The sequence below is a fragment of the Spongiactinospora sp. TRM90649 genome, assembly GCF_029382225.1.
Classification (GTDB): domain Bacteria; phylum Actinomycetota; class Actinomycetes; order Streptosporangiales; family Streptosporangiaceae; genus Spongiactinospora.
On sequence record NZ_JARLTC010000020.1, the window covers coordinates 125,264 to 144,830 of the forward strand.

Annotated in this window: 16 protein-coding genes; 10 read left to right on the plus strand and 6 right to left on the minus strand. The window is 65.8% G+C overall.

The window, feature by feature from the left end:
* Positions 1-495 precede the first annotated feature (495 nt).
* From P3X83_RS23390 to P3X83_RS23400, 3 genes are all read left to right on the plus strand, one after another.
* A complete protein-coding gene (locus tag P3X83_RS23390) occupies positions 496-1,350 on the plus strand; it encodes an NPP1 family protein (protein ID WP_277307315.1) in 855 nt (284 codons plus the stop codon).
* Positions 1,351-1,451: 101 nt separating this feature from the next.
* Positions 1,452-1,868: a hypothetical protein gene (locus P3X83_RS23395; RefSeq protein ID WP_277307316.1), complete on the plus strand. Its 417-nt coding sequence runs from the start codon at positions 1,452-1,454 to the stop codon at positions 1,866-1,868.
* Between the two features lie 31 nt (positions 1,869-1,899).
* Positions 1,900-2,283, plus strand: a complete 384-nt coding sequence (locus P3X83_RS23400) for a nuclear transport factor 2 family protein (protein ID WP_277307317.1) — start codon at positions 1,900-1,902, stop codon at positions 2,281-2,283.
* Positions 2,284-2,313: 30 nt separating this feature from the next.
* Here the strand turns inward: P3X83_RS23400 and P3X83_RS23405 are convergent, their stop codons facing one another.
* Positions 2,314-4,416 (minus strand): UvrD-helicase domain-containing protein, encoded by a 2,103-nt coding sequence (locus P3X83_RS23405; protein WP_277307318.1) that lies wholly within the window; start codon positions 4,414-4,416, stop codon positions 2,314-2,316.
* A gap of 131 nt (positions 4,417-4,547) precedes the next feature.
* Between P3X83_RS23405 and drmD the strand changes: the two genes are divergently transcribed.
* Together drmD and P3X83_RS23415 are read left to right on the plus strand one after the other, a co-directional pair.
* On the plus strand, positions 4,548-7,727 hold the full coding sequence (gene drmD, locus P3X83_RS23410; RefSeq protein WP_277307319.1) for a DISARM system SNF2-like helicase DrmD: 3,180 nt from the start codon (positions 4,548-4,550) through the stop codon (positions 7,725-7,727).
* Positions 7,724-12,001 carry a DNA methyltransferase gene (locus tag P3X83_RS23415; protein ID WP_277307320.1) on the plus strand — a complete coding sequence of 1,426 codons (4,278 nt, stop codon included), beginning with the start codon at positions 7,724-7,726 and terminating at the stop codon, positions 11,999-12,001. Before drmD ends, P3X83_RS23415 begins: the two co-directional genes overlap by 4 nt.
* A gap of 8 nt (positions 12,002-12,009) precedes the next feature.
* Here P3X83_RS23415 and P3X83_RS23420 read toward each other — a convergent pair whose 3' ends face one another.
* Entirely contained in the window at positions 12,010-12,201 is a 192-nt protein-coding gene (locus P3X83_RS23420; protein ID WP_277307321.1) for a DUF397 domain-containing protein, read from the minus strand.
* The gene (locus P3X83_RS23425; protein WP_277307322.1) at positions 12,192-13,019 is read right to left on the minus strand and encodes a helix-turn-helix transcriptional regulator; all 828 of its coding nucleotides are present in this window, start codon (positions 13,017-13,019) and stop codon (positions 12,192-12,194) included. The genes P3X83_RS23420 and P3X83_RS23425 overlap by 10 nt, the downstream gene beginning before the upstream one ends.
* 271 nt (positions 13,020-13,290) lie before the next feature.
* Between P3X83_RS23425 and P3X83_RS23430 the strand changes: the two genes are divergently transcribed.
* Positions 13,291-13,563 carry a hypothetical protein gene (locus P3X83_RS23430; protein ID WP_346742739.1) on the plus strand — a complete coding sequence of 91 codons (273 nt, stop codon included), beginning with the start codon at positions 13,291-13,293 and terminating at the stop codon, positions 13,561-13,563.
* On the plus strand, positions 13,556-14,239 hold the full coding sequence (locus tag P3X83_RS23435) for a DUF6879 family protein (protein ID WP_277307323.1): 684 nt from the start codon (positions 13,556-13,558) through the stop codon (positions 14,237-14,239). The genes P3X83_RS23430 and P3X83_RS23435 overlap by 8 nt, the downstream gene beginning before the upstream one ends.
* Before the next feature lie 198 nt (positions 14,240-14,437).
* Here the strand turns inward: P3X83_RS23435 and P3X83_RS23440 are convergent, their stop codons facing one another.
* The gene (locus P3X83_RS23440) at positions 14,438-14,629 is read right to left on the minus strand and encodes a DUF397 domain-containing protein (protein ID WP_277307324.1); all 192 of its coding nucleotides are present in this window, start codon (positions 14,627-14,629) and stop codon (positions 14,438-14,440) included.
* On the minus strand, positions 14,620-15,447 hold the full coding sequence (locus P3X83_RS23445) for a helix-turn-helix transcriptional regulator (RefSeq protein WP_277307325.1): 828 nt from the start codon (positions 15,445-15,447) through the stop codon (positions 14,620-14,622). Before P3X83_RS23445 ends, P3X83_RS23440 begins: the two co-directional genes overlap by 10 nt.
* Before the next feature lie 482 nt (positions 15,448-15,929).
* Here P3X83_RS23445 and P3X83_RS23450 point away from each other — a divergent pair, with 482 nt between their 5' ends.
* The gene (locus P3X83_RS23450) at positions 15,930-16,217 is read left to right on the plus strand and encodes a hypothetical protein (RefSeq protein WP_277307326.1); all 288 of its coding nucleotides are present in this window, start codon (positions 15,930-15,932) and stop codon (positions 16,215-16,217) included.
* 68 nt (positions 16,218-16,285) lie between these two features.
* The gene (locus P3X83_RS23455) at positions 16,286-16,771 is read left to right on the plus strand and encodes a hypothetical protein (RefSeq protein ID WP_277307327.1); all 486 of its coding nucleotides are present in this window, start codon (positions 16,286-16,288) and stop codon (positions 16,769-16,771) included.
* Positions 16,772-17,077: 306 nt separating this feature from the next.
* Here the strand turns inward: P3X83_RS23455 and P3X83_RS23460 are convergent, their stop codons facing one another.
* A complete protein-coding gene (locus P3X83_RS23460; protein WP_277307328.1) occupies positions 17,078-18,838 on the minus strand; it encodes a hypothetical protein in 1,761 nt (586 codons plus the stop codon).
* Positions 18,839-19,200: 362 nt separating this feature from the next.
* On the opposite strand from P3X83_RS23460, the gene P3X83_RS23465 reads away from it, so the two are divergent.
* Complete coding sequence (locus P3X83_RS23465) at positions 19,201-19,566, plus strand: ATP-binding protein (RefSeq protein ID WP_277307329.1); 366 nt, start codon at positions 19,201-19,203, stop codon at positions 19,564-19,566.
* Position 19,567 lies beyond the last annotated feature (1 nt).

The following is a 19,567-nucleotide window of genomic DNA, read 5'->3' on the forward strand; positions in this document are numbered from 1 at the left end:
AGGCACTTAGGGATATCCGACACTTCCTTGGCGGGCTACCTCGCAGGGCGCCAGATTCCTCGCGAAAGCACCCTTATCCGGATGCTGGCCAGCGTGGGGATTCCAGCTGCGGAGCACGGAAAATACCTCAAAATACGCGAAACCATAGATAGTGCACCGCGCGACCGCGTGAACGGGCATGCTCCGGAAGAACCACCGCCCGCCGTCCCGCCCCGTCGGCTGGATGCCCGCGGCCGACCTGGCGCCGGACCCGCAACCGTGCGCCCGCCCAGGCGAACGCCGATGAGCGCACATTTCCGGCTTTCCCCGCTTCCCGCTTCCCGCTTCCCGCTTCCCGCTTCCCTTCCCCTGACCGGAAGCCGCAGGTCAGGCCGAGGCGGAATTCCGGTTTCCCGTTTCCCCTCCCCGCCGTACGGCCCGCCATGGACCCTTCGTTCGGTACGCCGAGTCACCGCAAGAACGCAGTTCGACAACCCCGACCAGGAGAGAGAACGCGTGGACAAGCACTCGTTATTCGGACACACCGACCGCCGGACCCGATCCAGCACGCACCCCCGGACGTCGCGGAGGATCCGGAGATCGGCGCTCGCGCTCGGCGCGGGCCTGGCACTCGCCGCCGCGTTCCCGGGAAGCGCGCTCGCGGCCCCATCGGTGGCGGCGTCCACCAATACGCTGGCGGCTCCGCCCCAGGCCCTTCCCGGCAACGCCGACGCACTGGCGCAGCGGTTCCAGCCCGCCTATGACTACGACAAGGACGGCTGCTACCCGACCCCCGCCATCGGCCGCGACGGCACCGTGGCCCCCGGCCTGAAGACCAGCGGCGCGCTGAACGGCCACTGCCGCGACCGCTGGGACCTGCGCAACACCAACGGCTACGCCCGCTACAAGTGCGACAACGGCTGGTGCGCCATCATGTACGCGTTGTACTTCGAGAAGGACCAGGTCAGCGTCCTGGGCGGCGGTCACCGTCACGACCTGGAGCACGTGGTGGTGTGGGTCCGGAACAACCAGGCGCGCTATGTCGCGACCTCTGCCCACGGGAAGTACACCGTGCGGCGTAGCGACCAGATCCAGTGGCAGGGCACCCACCCCAAGATCGTCTATCACAAGGACGGCATCGCCACACATGCCTTCCGGTTCGCGACACCGAACGACGAGCCCCCGGAGAACCACGACGGCCGGTGGCAGTTCCCCGCCCTCGTCGGCTGGAACGGCTTCCCGCCCGGCATCCGTGACCGGTTGGTATCGGCCGACTTCGGATCGGCGCGACTGGACCTCAAGGACGGCCGGTTCGCCCCCAACCTCGCGAAGGCCATGCCGTCCGGCATCCGCTTCAACCCCAACGCGTAACACCTGAGCCGGGGGAGGCGAGCCGACGGGGTTCGCCTCCCTTCCGTCGTGCGCACCATGGGCATGTCACGAAATTTGTAGTTCACAATGTCCATGTCTGCATGAGCGATGAAATCCGAGACAACCGAAAGAGCGGCGCGCGGCTCACGGCCAACGTGATCGCGGGCCTCGGGGCGGCGTTCTTCGTCATCAACGGCCTGTGGTCGTTCTTCTGGCCGGAGAGCTTCTACTCGACCATCGCCACCTACCCACCCTTCAGCCTGCACCTCTTTCACGACCTCGGCGCCTTCCAGTTGGGCATCGGCGCGAGCCTGGCGGGGGCCCTCCTGTGGCGGGACGTACTGTTCGTCGGCCTCTTCGGCGGAGTCGTCGGCGCGGTGGTCCACGCGATCTCCCACGTCATGGATCGCGACCTGGGTGGACGGCCGGGCGACCCCTGGACGGTGGGCGCGGTCGCCTTCATCCTGCTGGTCGGCATGGCGGCCCGGCTGCGCTTCCGGAAGATTCATATACGATGACGCATACAATCCTGTGAGGGGAGATCGACACATGGATCACGCCACGGCGAGCACGCCCGAGGAACTCGCCAAGCTCTTCATGGCCACCATGAACTCCGGCGACCTGGAGGGGCTGGTCTCGCTCTACGCCCCGGACGCCATCTTCAAGCCCGACCCCGGCACGACCGTGCGCGGCACCGACGAGATCAGGAACGCCCTGCGCGTCTACATCGACCGCGGCGCCCAGATCACCCTCACCCCGCGCAACATCCACAAGACCGACGACCTCGCGGTCATCGCCAACGACGCCACTGTCACCGGCTTCACCGACGACGGCACCGACCTCACGACCACCACCACCGAGGTCGTCCGCCGTTCCCCCGAGGGTCACTGGCACTACGTCGTAGACGACCCCTTCTTCTCCGCCACCCCATAGCCCTGCCGTCTGCCGTGACGAGGGCGCGCCCTAGCGGGGGAGGAAGGCGCTCGGGTCGCCGTGGTAGGACACGTACAGTGAGTCCCGCGCTCGCGTGCACGCCACGAAGAGCAGGCACCGCTCGCGTTGGAGATCCTGCCTGTGAGTGGTGCCATCCTCCTCCGCGGGAGTCACCGCCGAGGGGGACGGCAGGACATCGTGGTTCAGTCCCACCACTGCGACACAGCGGAACTCCAGGCCCTTCATCCGGTGCATGGATCCGACCCTGACCGAACGCGGGGAGGCGTCGGTGGCCGCCAGCGGAATGGAGTCGATCCCGGCGGAGCGGAGAGCGTCGGACACCCTGCCCGCGAGTTGAGATGTCCGCGCGGTGACCCCGATGGCGTGCGGCTCCACGCCGTCGTTGATCCACTCCTGAACCTGGGTGCTCAGGGCGGCGAGTTCGGTGTGTTTGTCGCCGAACCTCGCCACCGCGGGACGTTGCCCGTGCAGTGTGGAGTGATATCCCGTGAGCGAATCGGGCTCGCCGGTCAGCGAGGGCACGGGGTCCAATCCGAGCACACGGACCGCCCAGGTGAGGATTTCCTGCGTCGTGCGGTAGTTGAGCTTCAACCGGTGGCTGCGCCCTCTCACTGCGATGCCGAGACTGGTCAGTGACACCCGGTTGTCATAGATGCGCTGGTGTGGGTCGCCGACGAGGAAGATGTCGTCCGGTCCCGGCTCCACGACGGCCCGCAGCAGGCGCCACTGGGCCGGATGAAGGTCCTGTGCCTCATCGACGATCACATGCCGGTACGGCTTGACCGGCGTGGCGGCCATGATCCGCGCCGCGGCTTCGGCCACCTGACGATGAGTGTGATAGCCACTGCGCCGCAATTCCCCGGTGAACGCCTCGATCGCGAGCCAGACGCGCCTCCGTTCATCGGCCGAGAGTCGCCCGCCTCGCCCGCGACGGTCACAGGAGAGGTAGGTCCGCTCGTCGCGGATGTCCTGGCCGAGCACGATCTGGTCCCACTCCCACCGCAGGAAGGCCGGTCGGTGGTTCAGCCGCGCGTGCGCCGAGGCCGCGGCCCAGGTCGCCGCTTCCTCCGTGGGTCCAATGATCTTGATCGGCCGCCCCTGATCGGCGGTCGCGATGGAGTTGGCCAGCTTGTCCACGTGCGTCACGGTGATCTTTTCGCGCAGCCCCGGGTCGTCGACGAGCAGGTCCAGCTGCTGGGCCAACGTGGCGGCCAGGGTCTTGGTGAACGTGGTCACCAGGATCGGACCGTTCCCGTGGGCGGCCAGGTGCTTGGCGCGGTGCAACGCGGTGACGGTCTTGCCGGTTCCCGCTCCTCCGGTGACCTGGACCGGGCCCGAGTAGGACTCCCGGTAGGCGATCTTCCGCTGCGCGGGATGCAGGAAGACGCGCCACGCGGTGAAGGGGTGCTCCAGAATCCAGGCCAGTTCCTCGGAGCCCGAGACGAAGGCGATCTCGCCGGGCGTGCGCTCCATGGCCGCCACCAGGTCGCCGGCATCGACCTGCCGAGGCGGTCTGTCCGAGACGAGCAGTCTGCCGATCTCGGCGAGGGCTTCGTCCACGCTCATCCCGCTCGCCAGGGCAATGAGGGCGTCGCGTTGAGCGGCGGGGAGGATCCTTTCGAGGGCCATTAGATGTGCCTCCTCGGTCAGCAGCCGGACAAGGGGCATCAGGTCGTCGTCGATACCGAGCCGCCGCAGGTCTGCGTCGCCAATATGTGCGAACAGGCGGTCCGGCATTTTCCGGGCGGTCTCTTCCAGTGCCGGGCGCACCTGGTTCAGCGCGACCTCGTTGCGGACCTCCAGGACGCCGAGGGCCTGGTTGACGGTGAACCTCCGGCCTCTGGCGTATCTGATCGCCTCGTCGTGCGGCAGGACGGCGAGCATGCAGTAGACGTCGCCCTGATCCGGCTTGAGGATGACACCTCGCCAAAATCGGTCAATTCGGATTGTGCGGACATTCGGATCGACGGCGTTCTCCAACTTCTCCAGATGGAGGCCGGCGAAGGTATGCTCGCCGAACTTGGAGATCGTGGCTTTGACCAGCTTTCGCACGCGCTTCTCCAGTTTGTCGTATCCATCGAGGAACTCCCTGGAGAGTGCGAGCTCGGCCATCTGACCACCTTTCGCGGGGCGATTTGCAACACCGTCATCCGATGCGCCGATAGAGCATCGTAGAACGTCATCATGCCCAGAGCTCTATACGGCAAGATGACCGGGAAGAGATGAAGATATGGGGAGCGGCGATGACACAGGCGCCGGTTGAGGCATCGGCACCACCCGCGATCGGTCAGGTGGTGACCGTCCGGAACCGGCCCTGGGTGGTGGCCGACGTCCGCCAGGGCAGCGTGGCCAGTTCCGACGACAGATCGCTGGCGGCGCGGGCACCCCATGTGGTGAGCCTGGTCAGCATCGAGGACGACGCCCGTGACGAGCGGCTCCGGGTCGTCTGGGAACTTGAGCCGAACGCCACCGCCTACGAGCAGCACACGCTCCCGAGTCCCGCCCGGGGCTTCGACCCTCCAGGGCACCTCGACGCCTTCCTCGACGCGGTCCGCTGGGGCGCGATCGCCTCGGCCGACACCACCATGCTCCAGGCGCCGTTCCGATCCGGGATCAAGATCGAGGAGTACCAGCTCGACCCGGTCGTGCGCGCGCTGTCGATGCCGCGCACGAACCTGCTGATCGCAGACGATGTCGGCCTGGGCAAGACCATCGAGGCCGGTCTCGTCATGCAGGAGCTGATGCTGCGGCATCGGGCCCGCACCATGCTGATCGTCTGCCCCGCCGGGCTGACGCTGCAGTGGCGCGACGAGATGCGCGACAAGTTCGGGCTGGACTTCCGGATCGTGGACAGCGGGCTGCTCAAGGAGCTACGCCGCACCCGCGGTCTCTACACGAACCCCTGGACGCATTTCCCCCGGCTGATCGTGAGCGTGGACTGGCTCAAGCGCGACCGCCCCCGGCGGCTGCTGCGAGACGTGCTGCCGCCGGTGCCGAAGTATCCCCGGGCATTCGACCTGCTGGTCGTCGACGAGGTGCACACCTGCGCGCCCACGACCCGTGGCCAGTACGCCGTGGACTCCCAGCGCACCGAGGTCATTCGCGAACTCGCCCCGCACTGTGAGCATCGGCTGTTCCTGTCGGCCACCCCGCACAACGGTTTCCAGAATTCCTGGACGGCCCTGCTCGAACTGCTCGACGACCAGCGTTTCGCGCGCGGCGTCCCCCCGAAGGACGAACAACTCGCCCGGGTCATGGTCCGGCGGCTGAAGAGCGAACTGCCCCGCCGATGGGACGGCTCACAGCGTTTCGCCACCCGGGTCATCCACGACGTCGATGTGCGTTACTCCGAGCTGGAACGCCACGCGCACAGGCGATTAGCGGAATACGCCGCCTCCCGCCGGCACACGGCCGACGGCAGCGCTCAACGCACCGCCGCCGATTTCGTCACGATGCTCCTGAAGAAGCGAATGTTCTCCTCCCCGCACGCCTTCTTCACGACGGTGGACAAACATCTGGAGACCATGGCCCGCCGGGAGAACGGCGAGCGCCCCCTGCCGCCCAAGGCCAGGGAAAGCGTGCTCCGCCCCTTCGTGCAGCGCTTGGAGGAGACCGCCGAGGACGACGCGGCCTACGGCGAGGCGGAGGCCGGCGCGCTCACCGCCGCGCGCAGGCTCCTCCCGCCGCTGACCGCCCGGGAGAAGGAACTGCTCGGCGAGCTGCGCACCTGGGCGAGCGAGGCGAAGAACCGCGCGGACGCGAAGTTCGACGCGCTACGTGCCTGGATCGATCCTTTCGTCCGCCCCGGCGAGAAGGAGGACGGCGAGCGCGTCATCATCTTCACCGAATACCGCGACACCCAGAATTGGCTGCGCGACCGGCTCCTCCACGCGGGCTACCGCGCCGAGCAGATCGCGACCCTGTACGGCGGCATGGACGACAAGGAGAGAGACCGCGTCCGCAAGACCTTCCGCGACTCCCTGGACCTCGACCCGATGCGGATCCTGCTCGCCACCGACGCCGCCAGCGAGGGCATCAACCTCCAGGACCACTGCCACCGCCTGCTCCACTGGGAGATCCCCTGGAATCCCAACCGGCTGGAGCAGCGCAACGGCCGCATCGACCGGCACGGGCAGCCCGCGCCCCAGGTGGACGTCTTCCACTTCGTCCCCGACGGGTGGCAGGAGACGCCGGAGGGGAACTCTCTGGAGGACGAGCTGCACTTCCTCGCCGTGGCGGCCAGGAAGGTGGACCAGATCCGGGAAGACCTCGGCAGCGCGGGCGACGTGATCGCCGCCAACGTCGAGAACAAGATGCTGGGGCGTCCCGCCGACTGGAAGGCGGCCGAAACCGAGATCGCCAAACGGCGGCGAACCGCGGACATCAGGATCCGGCGTGAGCTGGCCGCCGAATTGGAGAAGCTGAGCGAGACCCTGCGCGGCAGCCGTACGAAGCTGAACCTCTCACCGGCGACGGTGGAGCGCGTGGTCCGCACGGCGCTGCGGCTGGCCCACGACAAGGACCTGATCGACGCCCAGCCGCCCAAGGGGGTGAGCGCCCGCTGCTTCCGCCTGCCCCCGATGTCGGGCGCGTGGGCGGACGCCCGAAACGACGGGCTGCTGCATCCGGTCACCTACGCCGAGCGAGTGGTGACCTTCGACGAGGCCGCCGCGGCGGGCCGTACCGACGTGGTGCTGCTCCACCTCGGCAGCCGGTTGGTGCAGATGTGCATGCATCTGCTCCGGGCCGAGCTGTGGAACGCCGGGGACGGCGGCGGCCAGGCGAAGCTGTCCAGGGTCACGGCACGGGTCGTGCCCGGAGATCTCATCGCCTCGCCCGCCGTCGTCGCCCACATGCGCATCGTCGTCACCGGAGACGAGGGCACCCGGCTGCACGAGGAGGTCATAGTCGGCGGCGGCTCTCTCGACGAAGGCAGGCTGGCACGCGTGAGCGCGGAGAACCTGGAGACCTGGCTAGCCGCCTCCAGCGACGAGGCGCCCCCCGGGCATGTGCTGGATCGGCTCGCGGCGGCCTGGGAGCGCATCGAACTGGAGCCGAAGATCGCCGCGATCCTCGCCGACCGGGCCAGACGGCGCACGAACCGGCACGCCACCGACCTGGCGAACCGTTGTCAGGAGGACATCGCCGCCATGACCGCCGTGCTGGAGGAACTGCGTCGCACCATCACCGCCGCGCTGGACGACGAGGGGTACTGGCAGCCCAGTCTGTTCGAGGGCGATGAGGAGCGCACCCAGCTCAGCAAGGACCGCGAGGCGCTGATCGAGCGCCGCGAGTCGATCCCACGCCAGCTCGCCGACGAGACCGAGGCCATCAGACGCCGCTACGCCAACCCGACCGTCCGGTGGTTCCCCGCCGCGATCACCTTCCTCGTGCCCGCCTCGATCGCCCACCAGGGGGCATGATGCCGCCGCGCCGCAGGTCCACCAGCCCGTCGATCGCCCGTCAGCACGCCGACTGGCTCGGCCTGCTCAGGCCCGACGGCCCCTTCGTCTCGGTCGGCGTGCTCGCCGACGCGCTGCCGCATGGCCTGGACACGCTGCCCGAAGGACGGCTGGCGCGTCTCATGCAGGCGTGGGGCGAGGTGCGGGCCGTTCCGGGTGAGCTGAACTTCGCCTGGCAGGAGTTCGTCCTGCGGGAGGTGCTCGGCCTGACCGGTCCGCTGCTGGCCGAGGGGGCGAGTCTGCCCGCCGAGCTGCGGGCGTTCGGGCCGAACGACACGCGGGCCCGGCCCGACGCCGTCGCCTTCGGGCCGGACGGTACGGGCGGCAGGGCCGAACGGTTGCACATCTACCGTCGAGGCTGGGACGAGCCGCTGACCAGGGCGGGCAAGGACCGCCGGTCGGCGGTCGAGGAGGCCGCCGAGCTGTGCCGCAGGCGCGGGGTGCCGCTGGCGTTGCTGACCAACGGCAGGCTGTGGATTCTCGTGCACGCCCGGGTGCAGGAGCCGTCCACGGTCGCGACCTTCGACGCCGATCTGTGGCTGGAGGAGCGTGACCTGCTCCGCGCCTTCACCACCCTGCTGGCCGCGACCCGCGTGCTCAAGCCCCCGGTGGACGCGGCCGGCAGGCCCACCGACAGCCTGGCCGCGCTGTTCTCGCGCAGCGCCGACGCCCAGGCGGAGATCACCGACACGCTGGGCAGGCAGGTGCTGCACGCCGTCGAACTGCTGGTCGGCGAGGTGGCCAGGCTCGACCGGGAGTCCGGTGGAGAACTGCTCGTGGGGGTGCCCGAGCGCCAGCTCCACCGGGGCGCGCTGACCGTGATGATGCGCCTGGTCTTCCTGCTCTACGCGGAGGACCAGCGGCTGCTGCCGGTCGATTCCGACCTCTACGCCGGCTCGTACTCGGTCGGCGGGCTGTTCGACGCCCTGGAGGAGGATCGCAGCCGGTACGGCGAAGCCGTGGGCGACCGGCGGCGGGCGGCGTGGCCCCGGCTGCTGGCCCTCTTCGGCGCGGTGTACGGCGGATGCGAACACGACGACATGCGCATCCCGCCCTACGGCGGCACGCTGTTCGACCCGGACAGGTTCGGCTGGCTGACGGCCGTCAGGATCACCGACCGGGTGGTCCACCAGATCCTCTCGGCGCTGCTGGTGCTGGTGGGCGAGAGCGGCGCGCCGGAACGGCTCAGCTACAAGGGCCTCGGGGTGGAGCAGATCGGGCATGTCTACGAAGGACTGCTGGAGTTCTCCTGCGTCCGGGTGACCGAACCGTATGTCGGGTTGTTCGGCAAGCTTGAGCCGGAACTGCCGCTCGCCGAGCTGGAACGCGCTCGTCAAGAGGAGCCCGACTTCGCCGCGTGGCTGGTCAAGGCGTGCGGGGCGACGGCGAACCGGGTCGCCAAGGCGCTGGCCGCCGAGCCGAAGCAGGCCGACCTCGAACGGCTGCGCACGGCCTGCGACAACGATGACGCCCTGGCCGGCCGGGTGGCCCCGTTCCTCGGCTTGCTTCGTCTCGACCTGCGGGGGTGGCCGACGGCCTTCCCTCGGCACTCGCTGATCATCACCCAGGTCGACGACCGGCGCTCCACGGGCACGCACTACACGCCGCGCAGGCTGGCGGAGGAGGTCGTGGAGCACACTCTCGCTCCGCTCTGTTTCACGCCGGGGCCCGCCGAGGGGGCCGAGCCGCATGAGTGGCGGGTCAAGCGCTGGGACGAACTGCTCGAACTGAAGGTGCTCGACCCGGCGATGGGGTCGGGGGCGTTCCTGGTCGCGGCCTGCCGATACCTGGCGGATCGGGTGGTCGAGGGCTGGGAACGGGAGGGCGTGCCGCGGGTGATCGTGGACGCGGTCGGCCCGGACTATGACCGTGACGGGCTGCTGCTGGAGGCCCGGCGCAGGGTCGCGGCGAGCTGTATTTACGGGGTGGACCGCGACGAGCAGGCGGTCGAGCTGGCCAAGTTGTCGCTGTGGCTGTTCACGCTGGCCAAGAACAAGCCGTTCTCGTTCCTGGACCACACGTTGCGGCACGGTGATTCGTTGGTCGGGCTCGTGGAGGACCGGCAGCTCACGGCGTTCCATCTCGATCCGAGGGAAGGGCGCTTCAGCAACGCCCGGCTGACGAACGCGCTGTGGGAGACGACGGAGACGATCCTGCGGGAGGCGGAGCGCCTGCGCGTGGAGATCGAACGGGAGCCGGTCCGCGACGCGGCCCACGGCCGGGAGCTGGAGGCCAAGTTCACCACCGTGCGCGGGCTCACCGAGCAGTTGCGGTTCGCAGCCGACGCCGTGGTCGCCGCCGCGCTCGCCGCCGTGGGAGACAAGAAGCGGAACCGCCCTCCGCACTGGGCGGAGCAGGAGGAGGGGGACGAATACGGCAGGCTGCTGGCCGAGCTGGCGGAGGACGTAGAGAAGGTCCTCGCCCCGCTCGCGGGGGCCATCGCGCTCGCGGGTGAGCCGGGGGAGGAGGGATACGGTACGCGCTTGGCCGCGCTGGTGGCCGAACCCGAGTTCATCGATGCCGAAGCGGTCATCGAGGCGCGGGAGGCGGAGCGGCGGGTACGGCGGTTGATCACGCCGATGCTGACGGGCGGCGGGCGCAGGCCAGAGCCGATCAGACCGTTGCACTGGCCTTTGGAGTTTCCTGAGGTCATGTTGCGCGGTGGGTTCAACGCGGTGGTGGGCAACCCGCCGTTCATCGGAGGTCAGCGGCTCACCGGGGCAATCGGAGAGGACTACCGAGAGTTCCTTGTCACGTATGTCGCTGAAGGGAAGCGGGGGAGCGCGGACCTATGTTCGTACTTCCTGCTGCGTGATTTGGCGGTGGCTCCGAAGGGGCGGGTGGGGATCATCGCCACCAACACGATCTCCCAGGGGGACACGCGAGAGGTCGGACTCGACCAGGCGTATGAGCGGGGTTGGCGGGTCTACCGGACGGTGAAATCTCAGCCGTGGCCGGGTACGGCGTCGCTGGAGGTTTCTCTGCTCTGGGCCGGATGCCCGGGGGAGCGGGAAATAGCGCTTCGAGACGGGCAAGAGGTCCCGGCGATCACGTCTTCACTCGACCCCGAAGGGCGGATGGATGGCCTGCCGTTTCGGCTCGCCGCTAACGCCGATCAGTCCTTCATCGGCTCGTATGTGCTTGGTTTGGGGTTCACCATGTCCCCAGCGGAAGCTGAAAGATGGATTGAGAGAGATCCGCGGAACCGTGAAGTACTATACCCCTATCTTAATGGAGAGGATCTGAACTCCCGCCCCGACTGTTCGGGTCGTCGCTGGGTGATCAATTTTCATGACTGGTCGATGGCGAGAGCGAAAAGTTATGCGGATCTATTCGCTATCACAGAACGCGAAGTGAAACCTTTTCGAGAGAAAAATAAGCGTCAGGCTCGTCGAGAAAGGTGGTGGCAGTATGCGGAGCGAGCGCCTGGATTATATGCAGCTATTACAGGCCTTGGGCGACTTCTGGTTATTGCACGTGTCAGCAAGACCGGACTGCCTGTGTTTGTGTCGACTGGTCCAGTGATAAGCGAGGCAACTGTTGTCTTTGCTACTGACCGCCATGCGGACATGGCTCTTTTGTCTAGCAGTTTTCACTTCACATGGTGGACAGTAAAGGGCCAGTCCACTTTGAGGAATGACACTCGATACACGCCATCCGATGGTTTTGAGACCTTTCCTCAGCCTGGGCGGACCAGGCGGATGGACCGAGCGGGGAGGGAACTGCATGAGTATAGGAGCAGCCTGATGCTGGAGTGTGAACTCGGTCTGACCAAGCTTTACAATATGGTAAATGATCCCGCTGAATCTGCCCCGGCGATTCAGCGCATCAGAGATCTGCACACCGAGATCGACGAAGCGGTCCAAGAAGCGTACGCGCTGGACGAGCAGAGCGAGCCTGCCATCCGCGGTTACGAAGCTCGGAAGGCCAAGGCTCCCTTGCCCGCCTGGTCCGATGTCGTTCTCGATCACGGGTTCCACGACCACGGCCAAGGGATGCGTTGGACGGTCGGGCCTCAGGCGCGTCTCGACATCCTCGACAAGCTTCTGGCCCTCAATCACTACCGCCACCAACAGGAGTCGGAGACGGGCACTCAAGGCACCGCGAAGGCCGCCAGGCGGGCGAAGGCGCGCCCGTCGGCGACCTCCGCCACCGCAGGTGTGGAGAATAAGGGGGACGAGGAGGACACGTTTCTCGGAGACGGTCTGTTCCCTCCGGACGGTGCCCTCTTCTGAGACTCCTGCTACAGAGTGGACTTGAGGGTGGTCACAAATGCCGCCCACTCACCGGGGCTGAAGACCAGTTTCGGGCCCTCAGGGTCCTTGCTGTCACGGACGGCGACCATACCTGGCAGGTTGGTGGCTACTTCCACGCACTGGCCACCGTTTCCTGATGATCGTGATGACTTCTGCCACGCTGCGTTACTCAGGTCCATTCGTGCCTCGCCTTCTCGACCATTTGGAGGGACGTCCTTTCAGGATAGGCCCATAGTCGAATCGTTTCATAGCGCTCCTGAATGGCAGCGACGTGCTCGTAGTCGGTGGTGACATGTCCCTGGGCTGGTGAATCCGCATTGACGGTGATCGGTCGGCCATCGGGGAGTTCGGCGATCATGAATGCGCCCGCCAAGCCGGGAAGACACTCCGGATCGACGAGCTGTATGGAAATCGACGGCGAAGATGCCGCTTCCAGCAGACGGCCGAGTTGTTCGCGCATTACTTCAGGGCCACCCACGCTGCGCTGTAGGACACCCGCCTCGAAGAGCACGATGACACGCGGAGGGTTGTCGCGAACCAGGATTCGCTGTCGTCGCATGCGAGCCTCGACGCGTTGCTCCACAGTCTCGAACGTGGCACGGGGTTCCAGCGTGAAGATGGCCCGCGCGTACGACTCGGTCTGGAGGAGTCCTGGGACCAGCATCGGATCCCAGGATCGGATGACTCGGGCCGTCGGCTCGATCTCCTCGGCCCAGTCACGGAACCAGACCGGGCCGCCCGGCTGAGCGTGGATCTGCTGGTACATCCTGATGAAGGACACGCCGTCGGACTCGCCGAACAACCGCTCCAGCCGTTCCGCGTCGGACCTCGACGGGCTGCGGGTCGCCTTCTCCAAGCGGCTCACCTGAGTCTGCGTGCACCCGAGCCGCGCCGCCACAGCGGACTGCGAGAGCTGCGCGGCCTCGCGGAGCCGACGCATCTCCGCACCGAACCGCACCCGAGGAGATCCCGGATCGAGAGACGGCACGATATTCATGACATTTCCTCTCGATCCAGAGAAAATGGCCGGCTCACCATGGGATCACCCATTGGGTCAGCGTCCGATCACCAGTCTAGGCATGCGCATGGCATGGGCGACTCCGAACGGAAAGATGGTCCGACGCCTTGGCGTAAGTGTAAATCCGGCAAATGCGGATCAAATAGTGAGATGACCTGCAACCGGTAGATCGATCCGACGCTATTGGTCATGGAATTCGGTGTTCCGGAGCTATCGTAGGGAGACTCATCGGCAGACCGAACTTTAGGATGTGCTATGGATCGAAAATATGATTCAAATGCCCTGTATCCATTTTATGTCGAATCGGGAAGTCTCCAGCGGAGCTCGGCACACCGGCGGTCGCGATGACCGCCCAGACATCTGGGAGCTCGACATCGGCGACATTGCCGTGATCGGACGCGATCTCACGTTCACATACGGGGACCGCCTGCCGGCGGATGTACGGGTGGCCGCGGGCGAGCGAGTAGTGATCACCCCCCGTCGCACGCTCATCGCTGCCAAGCCGGATATTCCCGATGCCTGAGCCGTATCAGCTCGATGACTCGGCCGGTATCCGGCTCATGCGAGATGACTATCGAGCCGACTTCCGTACTCGCCAATGGACGATCAGCGGGCAACCGTCCTGGAAGCTGGAACGGCGACAGCACTTCCGGGAGCTAGGTTTCGCGAGCTGGGAGGCGTTCGCAGTCGGCGACTGGGACGAGGCTCTGCGTCTGATCGAAGCCGAGCGGGATTTCCTCATAGAGTTCTCCTCCGAGGCGGAGAGCAAAGAGATTCCCCTCTACCGGCTCCGGGTGGTCGAGCGACCGATCGACCCCTATCTCCAATGGGAGTTGCACCTGCTCAATCTGCGAGCGGAGTGCGGGGAGCTCATCCGGGTAATCGAAGCGGAGCAGATCCGCGAACAAGAAGCGGAAAGGCCGCTTCCAGAGTTAGTGACGCTGGGACGATCCACCCTGTACCGGGTGCTTTACAACGACGAAGGCGAGTCGGCGGGTGCCGTCCGCTTCTCAAGTCCCGATGTTGTATGGAAAGCCGAGCGGTTCATCCGTGAACTCTACGAGCAAGGGGAAGACCTGACTGTCTTTTCCAGCGTGAGATCGTGTCGCTGCCACCACCGCTGGGAGAAACGACGCACAAAGCCTGACGGACAACCAACCAAAGTAGAGACCTGGCCAGATCTCTCCGGGTGTCCGTGATGTCGTCAAGGCGGGCAACTCTCGGCAACAGCAGGATCGAAGACGCCCGCCCACGGAGCTGCGAAGGCCGCTAGGCGGGCGAAGGTATGCCCGCCGGGCGGCCTTCGCCAGCCGGATCGGCGATAGGAGTTATGAGGAGGGCGTGTTTCTCGGAGATGGTCTGTTTCCTCAGGGTGGTGCCCTCTTCTGAGGCTCTTGTTACTGAGCGGGCTTGAGGGAGGTCACGAATGCGGCCCACTCGCTGAGGCTGAAGACCAGTTTCGGGCCTTCGGGGTCCTTGCTGTCGCGGACGGCGACCATGCCTGGCAGATTGGTGGCCACTTCCACACACTGGCCGCCGTTTCCGCCAGAGCGTGATGACTTACGCCAAGCGGCGGTGCTCAGGTCCAATTCCGCCTCGCTTCCTCGATCATGTGCAGGGATACGTGCTCAGGATATGCCCAAAGTCTTATTGCTTCATAGCGCTTCCAGATAGCGCTCACGATCTCCGGGTCTGTGGTGATCTGCCCATGGGCCGATGAATCAACGTGGATGACATCGGGCTGTTCGCCTGAGAGTTCGGCGATCATAAACGCGCCCATGAGCCCCGATAGGCTCTTCGGGCCGACGATCTGGATGGAGACGGCCGGACGTGTGGCGGATTCCAGCAGGTGGGTGAGTTGTTCATGCATCACTGCGGCACTGCCTACCTCGCGTGCTAGAACATACGCCTCGATGAGGATGAGCAACGTGGGAGGGGCGTTCCGGTCGAGAACCCGCTGTCGTCGCATCCGTGCCTCCGCTCGTTCGGTCACCTCGTCAGGGGTGATCTGAGGCTCCTGATTGAAGATGCTTCGGGCATAGGACTCGGTTTGGAGCAGTCCTGGAATCAGCAGCGGATCCCAGGAACGAAGGATGCGCGCGGTCGGCTCAATCTCCTCCGCCCAGTCACGGAACCAGACCGGGCCGCCTGGCTGGGCGATGATCCGCTCGTACATCTTGGTGAACGACACCCCCTGGGCGTCGCCGAACAACCGATCTAGGCGTTCCGCGTCGGACCTCGACGGGCTGCGGGTCGCCTTCTCCAAGCGACTCACCTGAGTCTGCGTGCACCCGAGCCGCGCCGCCACAGCGGACTGCGAGAGCTGCGCGGCCTCGCGGAGCCGACGCATCTCCGCACCGAACCGCACCCGAGGAGATCCCGGATCGAGAGACGGCACGATATTCATCACATTTCCCCTCGATCCGGAGAAAATGGGTCGCTTGGCGTGGCATCGCCAATCGATCTTACGTCCAAAATCCAGTTTAGGGGTCACATGCCATTGGTTGACTCCGAACAGGAGGTGCCTGGACGCCTTGGCTCAGGCGTAAATCCGGAAAATGCTGATTGGGTGATGGCAGATCCCGTGTGGCTCGGTGCGCCGGATTCCGTGTCCTCCGCTGGGCGGAAACCGTGATCGACCGCACGGCCGGGATGCCGGGGGAAAACCAATGAATACCAATGCCAGGCGTCGGCCGATCTCGACTGGATTGCCTAGCCGATCGCCGTTGGAGCGCTGAACGGGCAGGGTGAGCACACGGCCTTCTCGATCGAGATGCCACTGAAAGGAGCTCGCCCGCCATTTCCGCGAACAGAGATATGTCCGCTTGGTGGACTTGGTGGTGTCTCCAAACCTGGACAATGCCCGCGAAACCTCAGGAGGCGGAATTCATGTCGCCGGACAAGCAGTACGAAGGCTTCGATCATCTGGTCCGGCTGACCCGGGATCTGCACGGGCTCGGTCACTCGACCATGCTCGTCGTCCCCGCCGTCGGGCCGCCCATCCTGGAAGTCGTCTCGGCGGCCGGGACCTCGGTACGCATCGCCGCCGTGAATCGCCGCTGCGGCTGGGTGTTCACCTGGCGGCCGTGGTGGGCACTGCGGTGGCCGCGCAACCGGTGGGTGATCGCCCACGCCGACAACGCCGCCGCGCTGATCATGACACGAGTGCGGCTATGAGACGTCGGCATTAGAACACCGGTCGGCTTCGGAGCACAAAATCAGGGGAATTGGGTAGGCTTCGGGATGTGAATCTCGTCGTGAGGGTCGCGGTGGTTCTGGTCTGTGTCGCCACGTTGACAGCGTGTTCGGAGGCCGCACCCGAACCTCCGAGTTTTGATACGGCGAAACAAGCCCTGATGGAGGACGCCGCAGCGATTCTCGCATCGGCCGAGGTCAAGGCGTCTGCCATCATGGAGATAACCGATCGAGCGGAAAAGGATGACACAGGTGATTGCAGGCCGGGGAAGGTCCAACGATTCTTTCGCGCTAAGGGGAACCTGCGCGAGCCTGCCCGGCAGTCCCCTGGCATGGTCGTTGGCTGGATAGGCTCCCGGTTGGGCCTGAAGTATTACGATCCAGTGGTCGATAACCTTGACCTCTGGGACGATAATCTTTCCGTTGAGGTGCTCCGTAAGCCATCGGTTGCCGTGACGTTCGTGATCGCCGCCCGTACCACCAAGCCGAATCTCCTGATCGTGGGCAAGACCGACTGCTTCAGTCTAAAGAAGTGATTTCACTGGGTCAGGCGGGTGCCTGTGCTGCTTCTTTACGAAGCAACTGCGCAGTCCTGCGTAGGTTGTGCGCAGTCGCGGAGCAGTGCTCAACAAGGTCGGCGACCCCTTTGTGAAGCGCGCCTGCCTGTATGACAAACCGAGTCGCTGCCTCTCCCGTCCAGTAATTGGCGCATGCTTCTGGTCGGGTGGGAATAGCTTCGAAGGTGTCGGAGAGTCGCCGTGCATACTGATCGAACTCCGCGGCAAGGAGTTCCTTTTCCGCTGCCTGCCGAAGAAGAACCTGTCGGCGGTCCAAAGCGGACATCATCCTCCACGCGCCTTCAGTGCGTCGGTGAGTGCGCTGGACAACTCCCCCATAAGGGCATCTCGTAACAGTTTCAGCTCCTCGTTGGTAAAGGGAGGATGACCGTTGATCGCATAGGAGTTCTGGACCCATTCCAGTTGGGCCCTGACGAGCCGGTCCGCAACGGTCTCGGCGTCGTCCGGCGTCTTCTTGTCGAAGTAGTCCTGGATTATTTCGCCAAGCTCACCCTTGGGGCGGTCGCCCAAATAGCCTGCACCCGTCGTCAGCGCCGCACCACCAGGGAGCTTGCCTAGCACGAAGTCGATGGGAAGGAGTATGACTTCCGCCATGAAGGCAGCTTTCTCATCGTGGTGCAGCTCAGCGTAGGTCGATCCGCCGAGCAGCAGGTTGGCGTGGGCCCCTGCCAGAGTCAGGGAGCGGATGAATTCGGCTCGTTCTTTGCTGTCAGTGCTGAACAGATACGCCTTTCCGATATCGATCTTGAGCAGATGATCGCGAAACCCCTTTTGCAGGGTGTTCATCGCGGTGCGATTCTGTATTACGGCTCCGAGGAATCGGGCCATCACATCTGGATGCAGGCCGGTCCACGGTTTCTGTGGGCCCATGCCGAGTTCGGGGTTCTTGGCGTGCACTTGGGCGAGCGTTAACTCGTCGAGGTACGGCACCAGTCGCTTGGCGAGCACCCGGTTGATCGGGCTGTTCTCCAGTGTCGAGAAGTATCCGGTCAGCCTCTCCGAGCCCGCAGAGCCCAGACCTTTGATCAGGTTGACCCAGGCGGCCTCCCTGGTGAACGCGGTGCCGGTGTTCTCACTCAGCGCCTTGTCCAGCAAGCCGGACAGTGTCTTCCCGTACTCCGGCGTCGCCTTGGCCAGGTCGGGATCGAACAGCAGCGCCGGAACTTCCGCCTGCTCCGCGAGGAGCCGTTGCAGGCCCTCGGGGTCGGATTCATAGCTTTTCAGCAGCCAATAGGTGTTCCAGTCCCGATCGACGGAGTCGGCTCGATAGCCGGCCGTGGGCAGCTTGAGCAGATTCGTGGCGACGAGGTTGCGGAAGGACTGCGACTGCCTGGCCAGTGCGACGACCGCCGACAAGGTGGCCGGATTGGCCTTCTCCAGCAGTTCCTTCCGCCACTGCGACGCGAGCCGCCCGGTGCGGTCGGCGGCGGCGAACGCGGCGGCGAGCGGCCCGAGCGATGATTTCGCCTGTGCCATCTCCTTCGGGGGCAGGCCGCGGCGTGGACCGCTGGAAGTGGCCGACATGTACTGGCCAAAGATGGTGCGGAAGGCGGCCGGGCCTCCGATGGCACCCAGGAGGGCCGCCGCGTACGCCGGGTCGTTGACACCGGCTCCGCCGGCCTTGAGGGCGGACTCCACCGCTCTCCAACTGTCCGGTGTCCCGGTCGCCTGGTGGTCCTTGACGGCCGACGCGACCGCCGTCCCGGCCTTGAGTCCGGCGGCGGTGGCCGCTTCCTCACTGGCGAAGGGGAACTTCGCCGTCAGCAGGTCGTCACCGGCCCCCGGCGCGGCATGGATCTGAGTGATGGCGTCGATTCGCCATTTCAGGTCCCGCTGGGAGTCCTGGAGGAAGGCGTAGGCCCTGTGCATGGCCGCGACGCCGCCGGATCCCTCCCAATCCGCCTCGGCGCGGGTGATCGCCGATTCAAGGCCGGGACGGGTGGCGGCGAGGGAGCCTTTCGACGTCTCCATATGCCGGATGAGTTCGTGCGCACCGCTCGGATCGAGCCCGACGAACTCTCCCATCGTGCCTCCACGGCATTTGGCCATAGAACGCAGTCATCCAGGTAAATCATCATAAATCACATTGACCGGTTCTTGGTGGCGAACTTGCTCTTCCAGCCGGACGGCTCAGCGCTCCCGGCTATACCGGCCGGATGCCGGGCGCAGTCCAAGCCAGTCCGATGCCGGGCATCAGCCGTGCTCCGCTGGATTGCCGAGCCGGTCACCGATCCGGATCCCGCGAGGCAGTCTGAGGCGCATCTGCCTAATACTCTCGGGAGGGTGTCCGCATGACCGATGTTTTTCGCGTCTGGCCATACGCAGGGATTCCACACCAGGTATCTCCGAACGCCCCGCACCGCATTTGGGAACGCAGCTTTTCCGGCGTGGACGAATCCGTCCCCATCGCCCGAATGTGGGCGCGTACGGCACTGGCCGGACGGGTTCCGGTCACCGTCCTCGACGACACCCTGCTCCTGCTCAGTGAGATCGCCACGAACGCCGTCGCCCACTCCGACTCCGGGCCCAGCGGACACATCACCCTGCGCCTCACGCTCACCCCGGAAAGCGTCCGCGTCGAGGTGGCCGACGCGGGGTCGGCCACCAGCGTGCCCGCCGTACGTGTGGCGGAGATCGAGGACGAGAGCGGCCGGGGCATGTGGCTCGTGGACCGGCTCGCCGGCGCCTGGGGATTCGACCGCACGCTGGGCCGGGGATCGGTATGGTTCCGCATCTCGCTGTCCGGCCGATGAG

Bases quoted from the DNA above. Each gene is read 5' to 3' on its own strand.
- P3X83_RS23415 (WP_277307320.1), top strand. From the start codon at position 7,724: ATGATGCCGCCGCGCCGCAGGTCCACCAGCCCGTCGATCGCCCGTCAG.
- P3X83_RS23405 (WP_277307318.1), bottom strand. From the start codon at position 4,416: ATGGCCGAGCTCGCACTCTCCAGGGAGTTCCTCGATGGATACGACAAA.
- P3X83_RS23425 (WP_277307322.1), bottom strand. From the start codon at position 13,019: ATGAATATCGTGCCGTCTCTCGATCCGGGATCTCCTCGGGTGCGGTTC.
- P3X83_RS23400 (WP_277307317.1), top strand. From the start codon at position 1,900: ATGGATCACGCCACGGCGAGCACGCCCGAGGAACTCGCCAAGCTCTTC.
- P3X83_RS23435 (WP_277307323.1), top strand. From the start codon at position 13,556: ATGCCTGAGCCGTATCAGCTCGATGACTCGGCCGGTATCCGGCTCATG.
- P3X83_RS23460 (WP_277307328.1), bottom strand. From the start codon at position 18,838: ATGGGAGAGTTCGTCGGGCTCGATCCGAGCGGTGCGCACGAACTCATC.
- P3X83_RS23445 (WP_277307325.1), bottom strand. From the start codon at position 15,447: ATGAATATCGTGCCGTCTCTCGATCCGGGATCTCCTCGGGTGCGGTTC.
- P3X83_RS23395 (WP_277307316.1), top strand. From the start codon at position 1,452: ATGAGCGATGAAATCCGAGACAACCGAAAGAGCGGCGCGCGGCTCACG.
- P3X83_RS23450 (WP_277307326.1), top strand. From the start codon at position 15,930: ATGTCGCCGGACAAGCAGTACGAAGGCTTCGATCATCTGGTCCGGCTG.
- P3X83_RS23420 (WP_277307321.1), bottom strand. From the start codon at position 12,201: ATGGACCTGAGTAACGCAGCGTGGCAGAAGTCATCACGATCATCAGGA.
- drmD (WP_277307319.1), top strand. From the start codon at position 4,548: ATGACACAGGCGCCGGTTGAGGCATCGGCACCACCCGCGATCGGTCAG.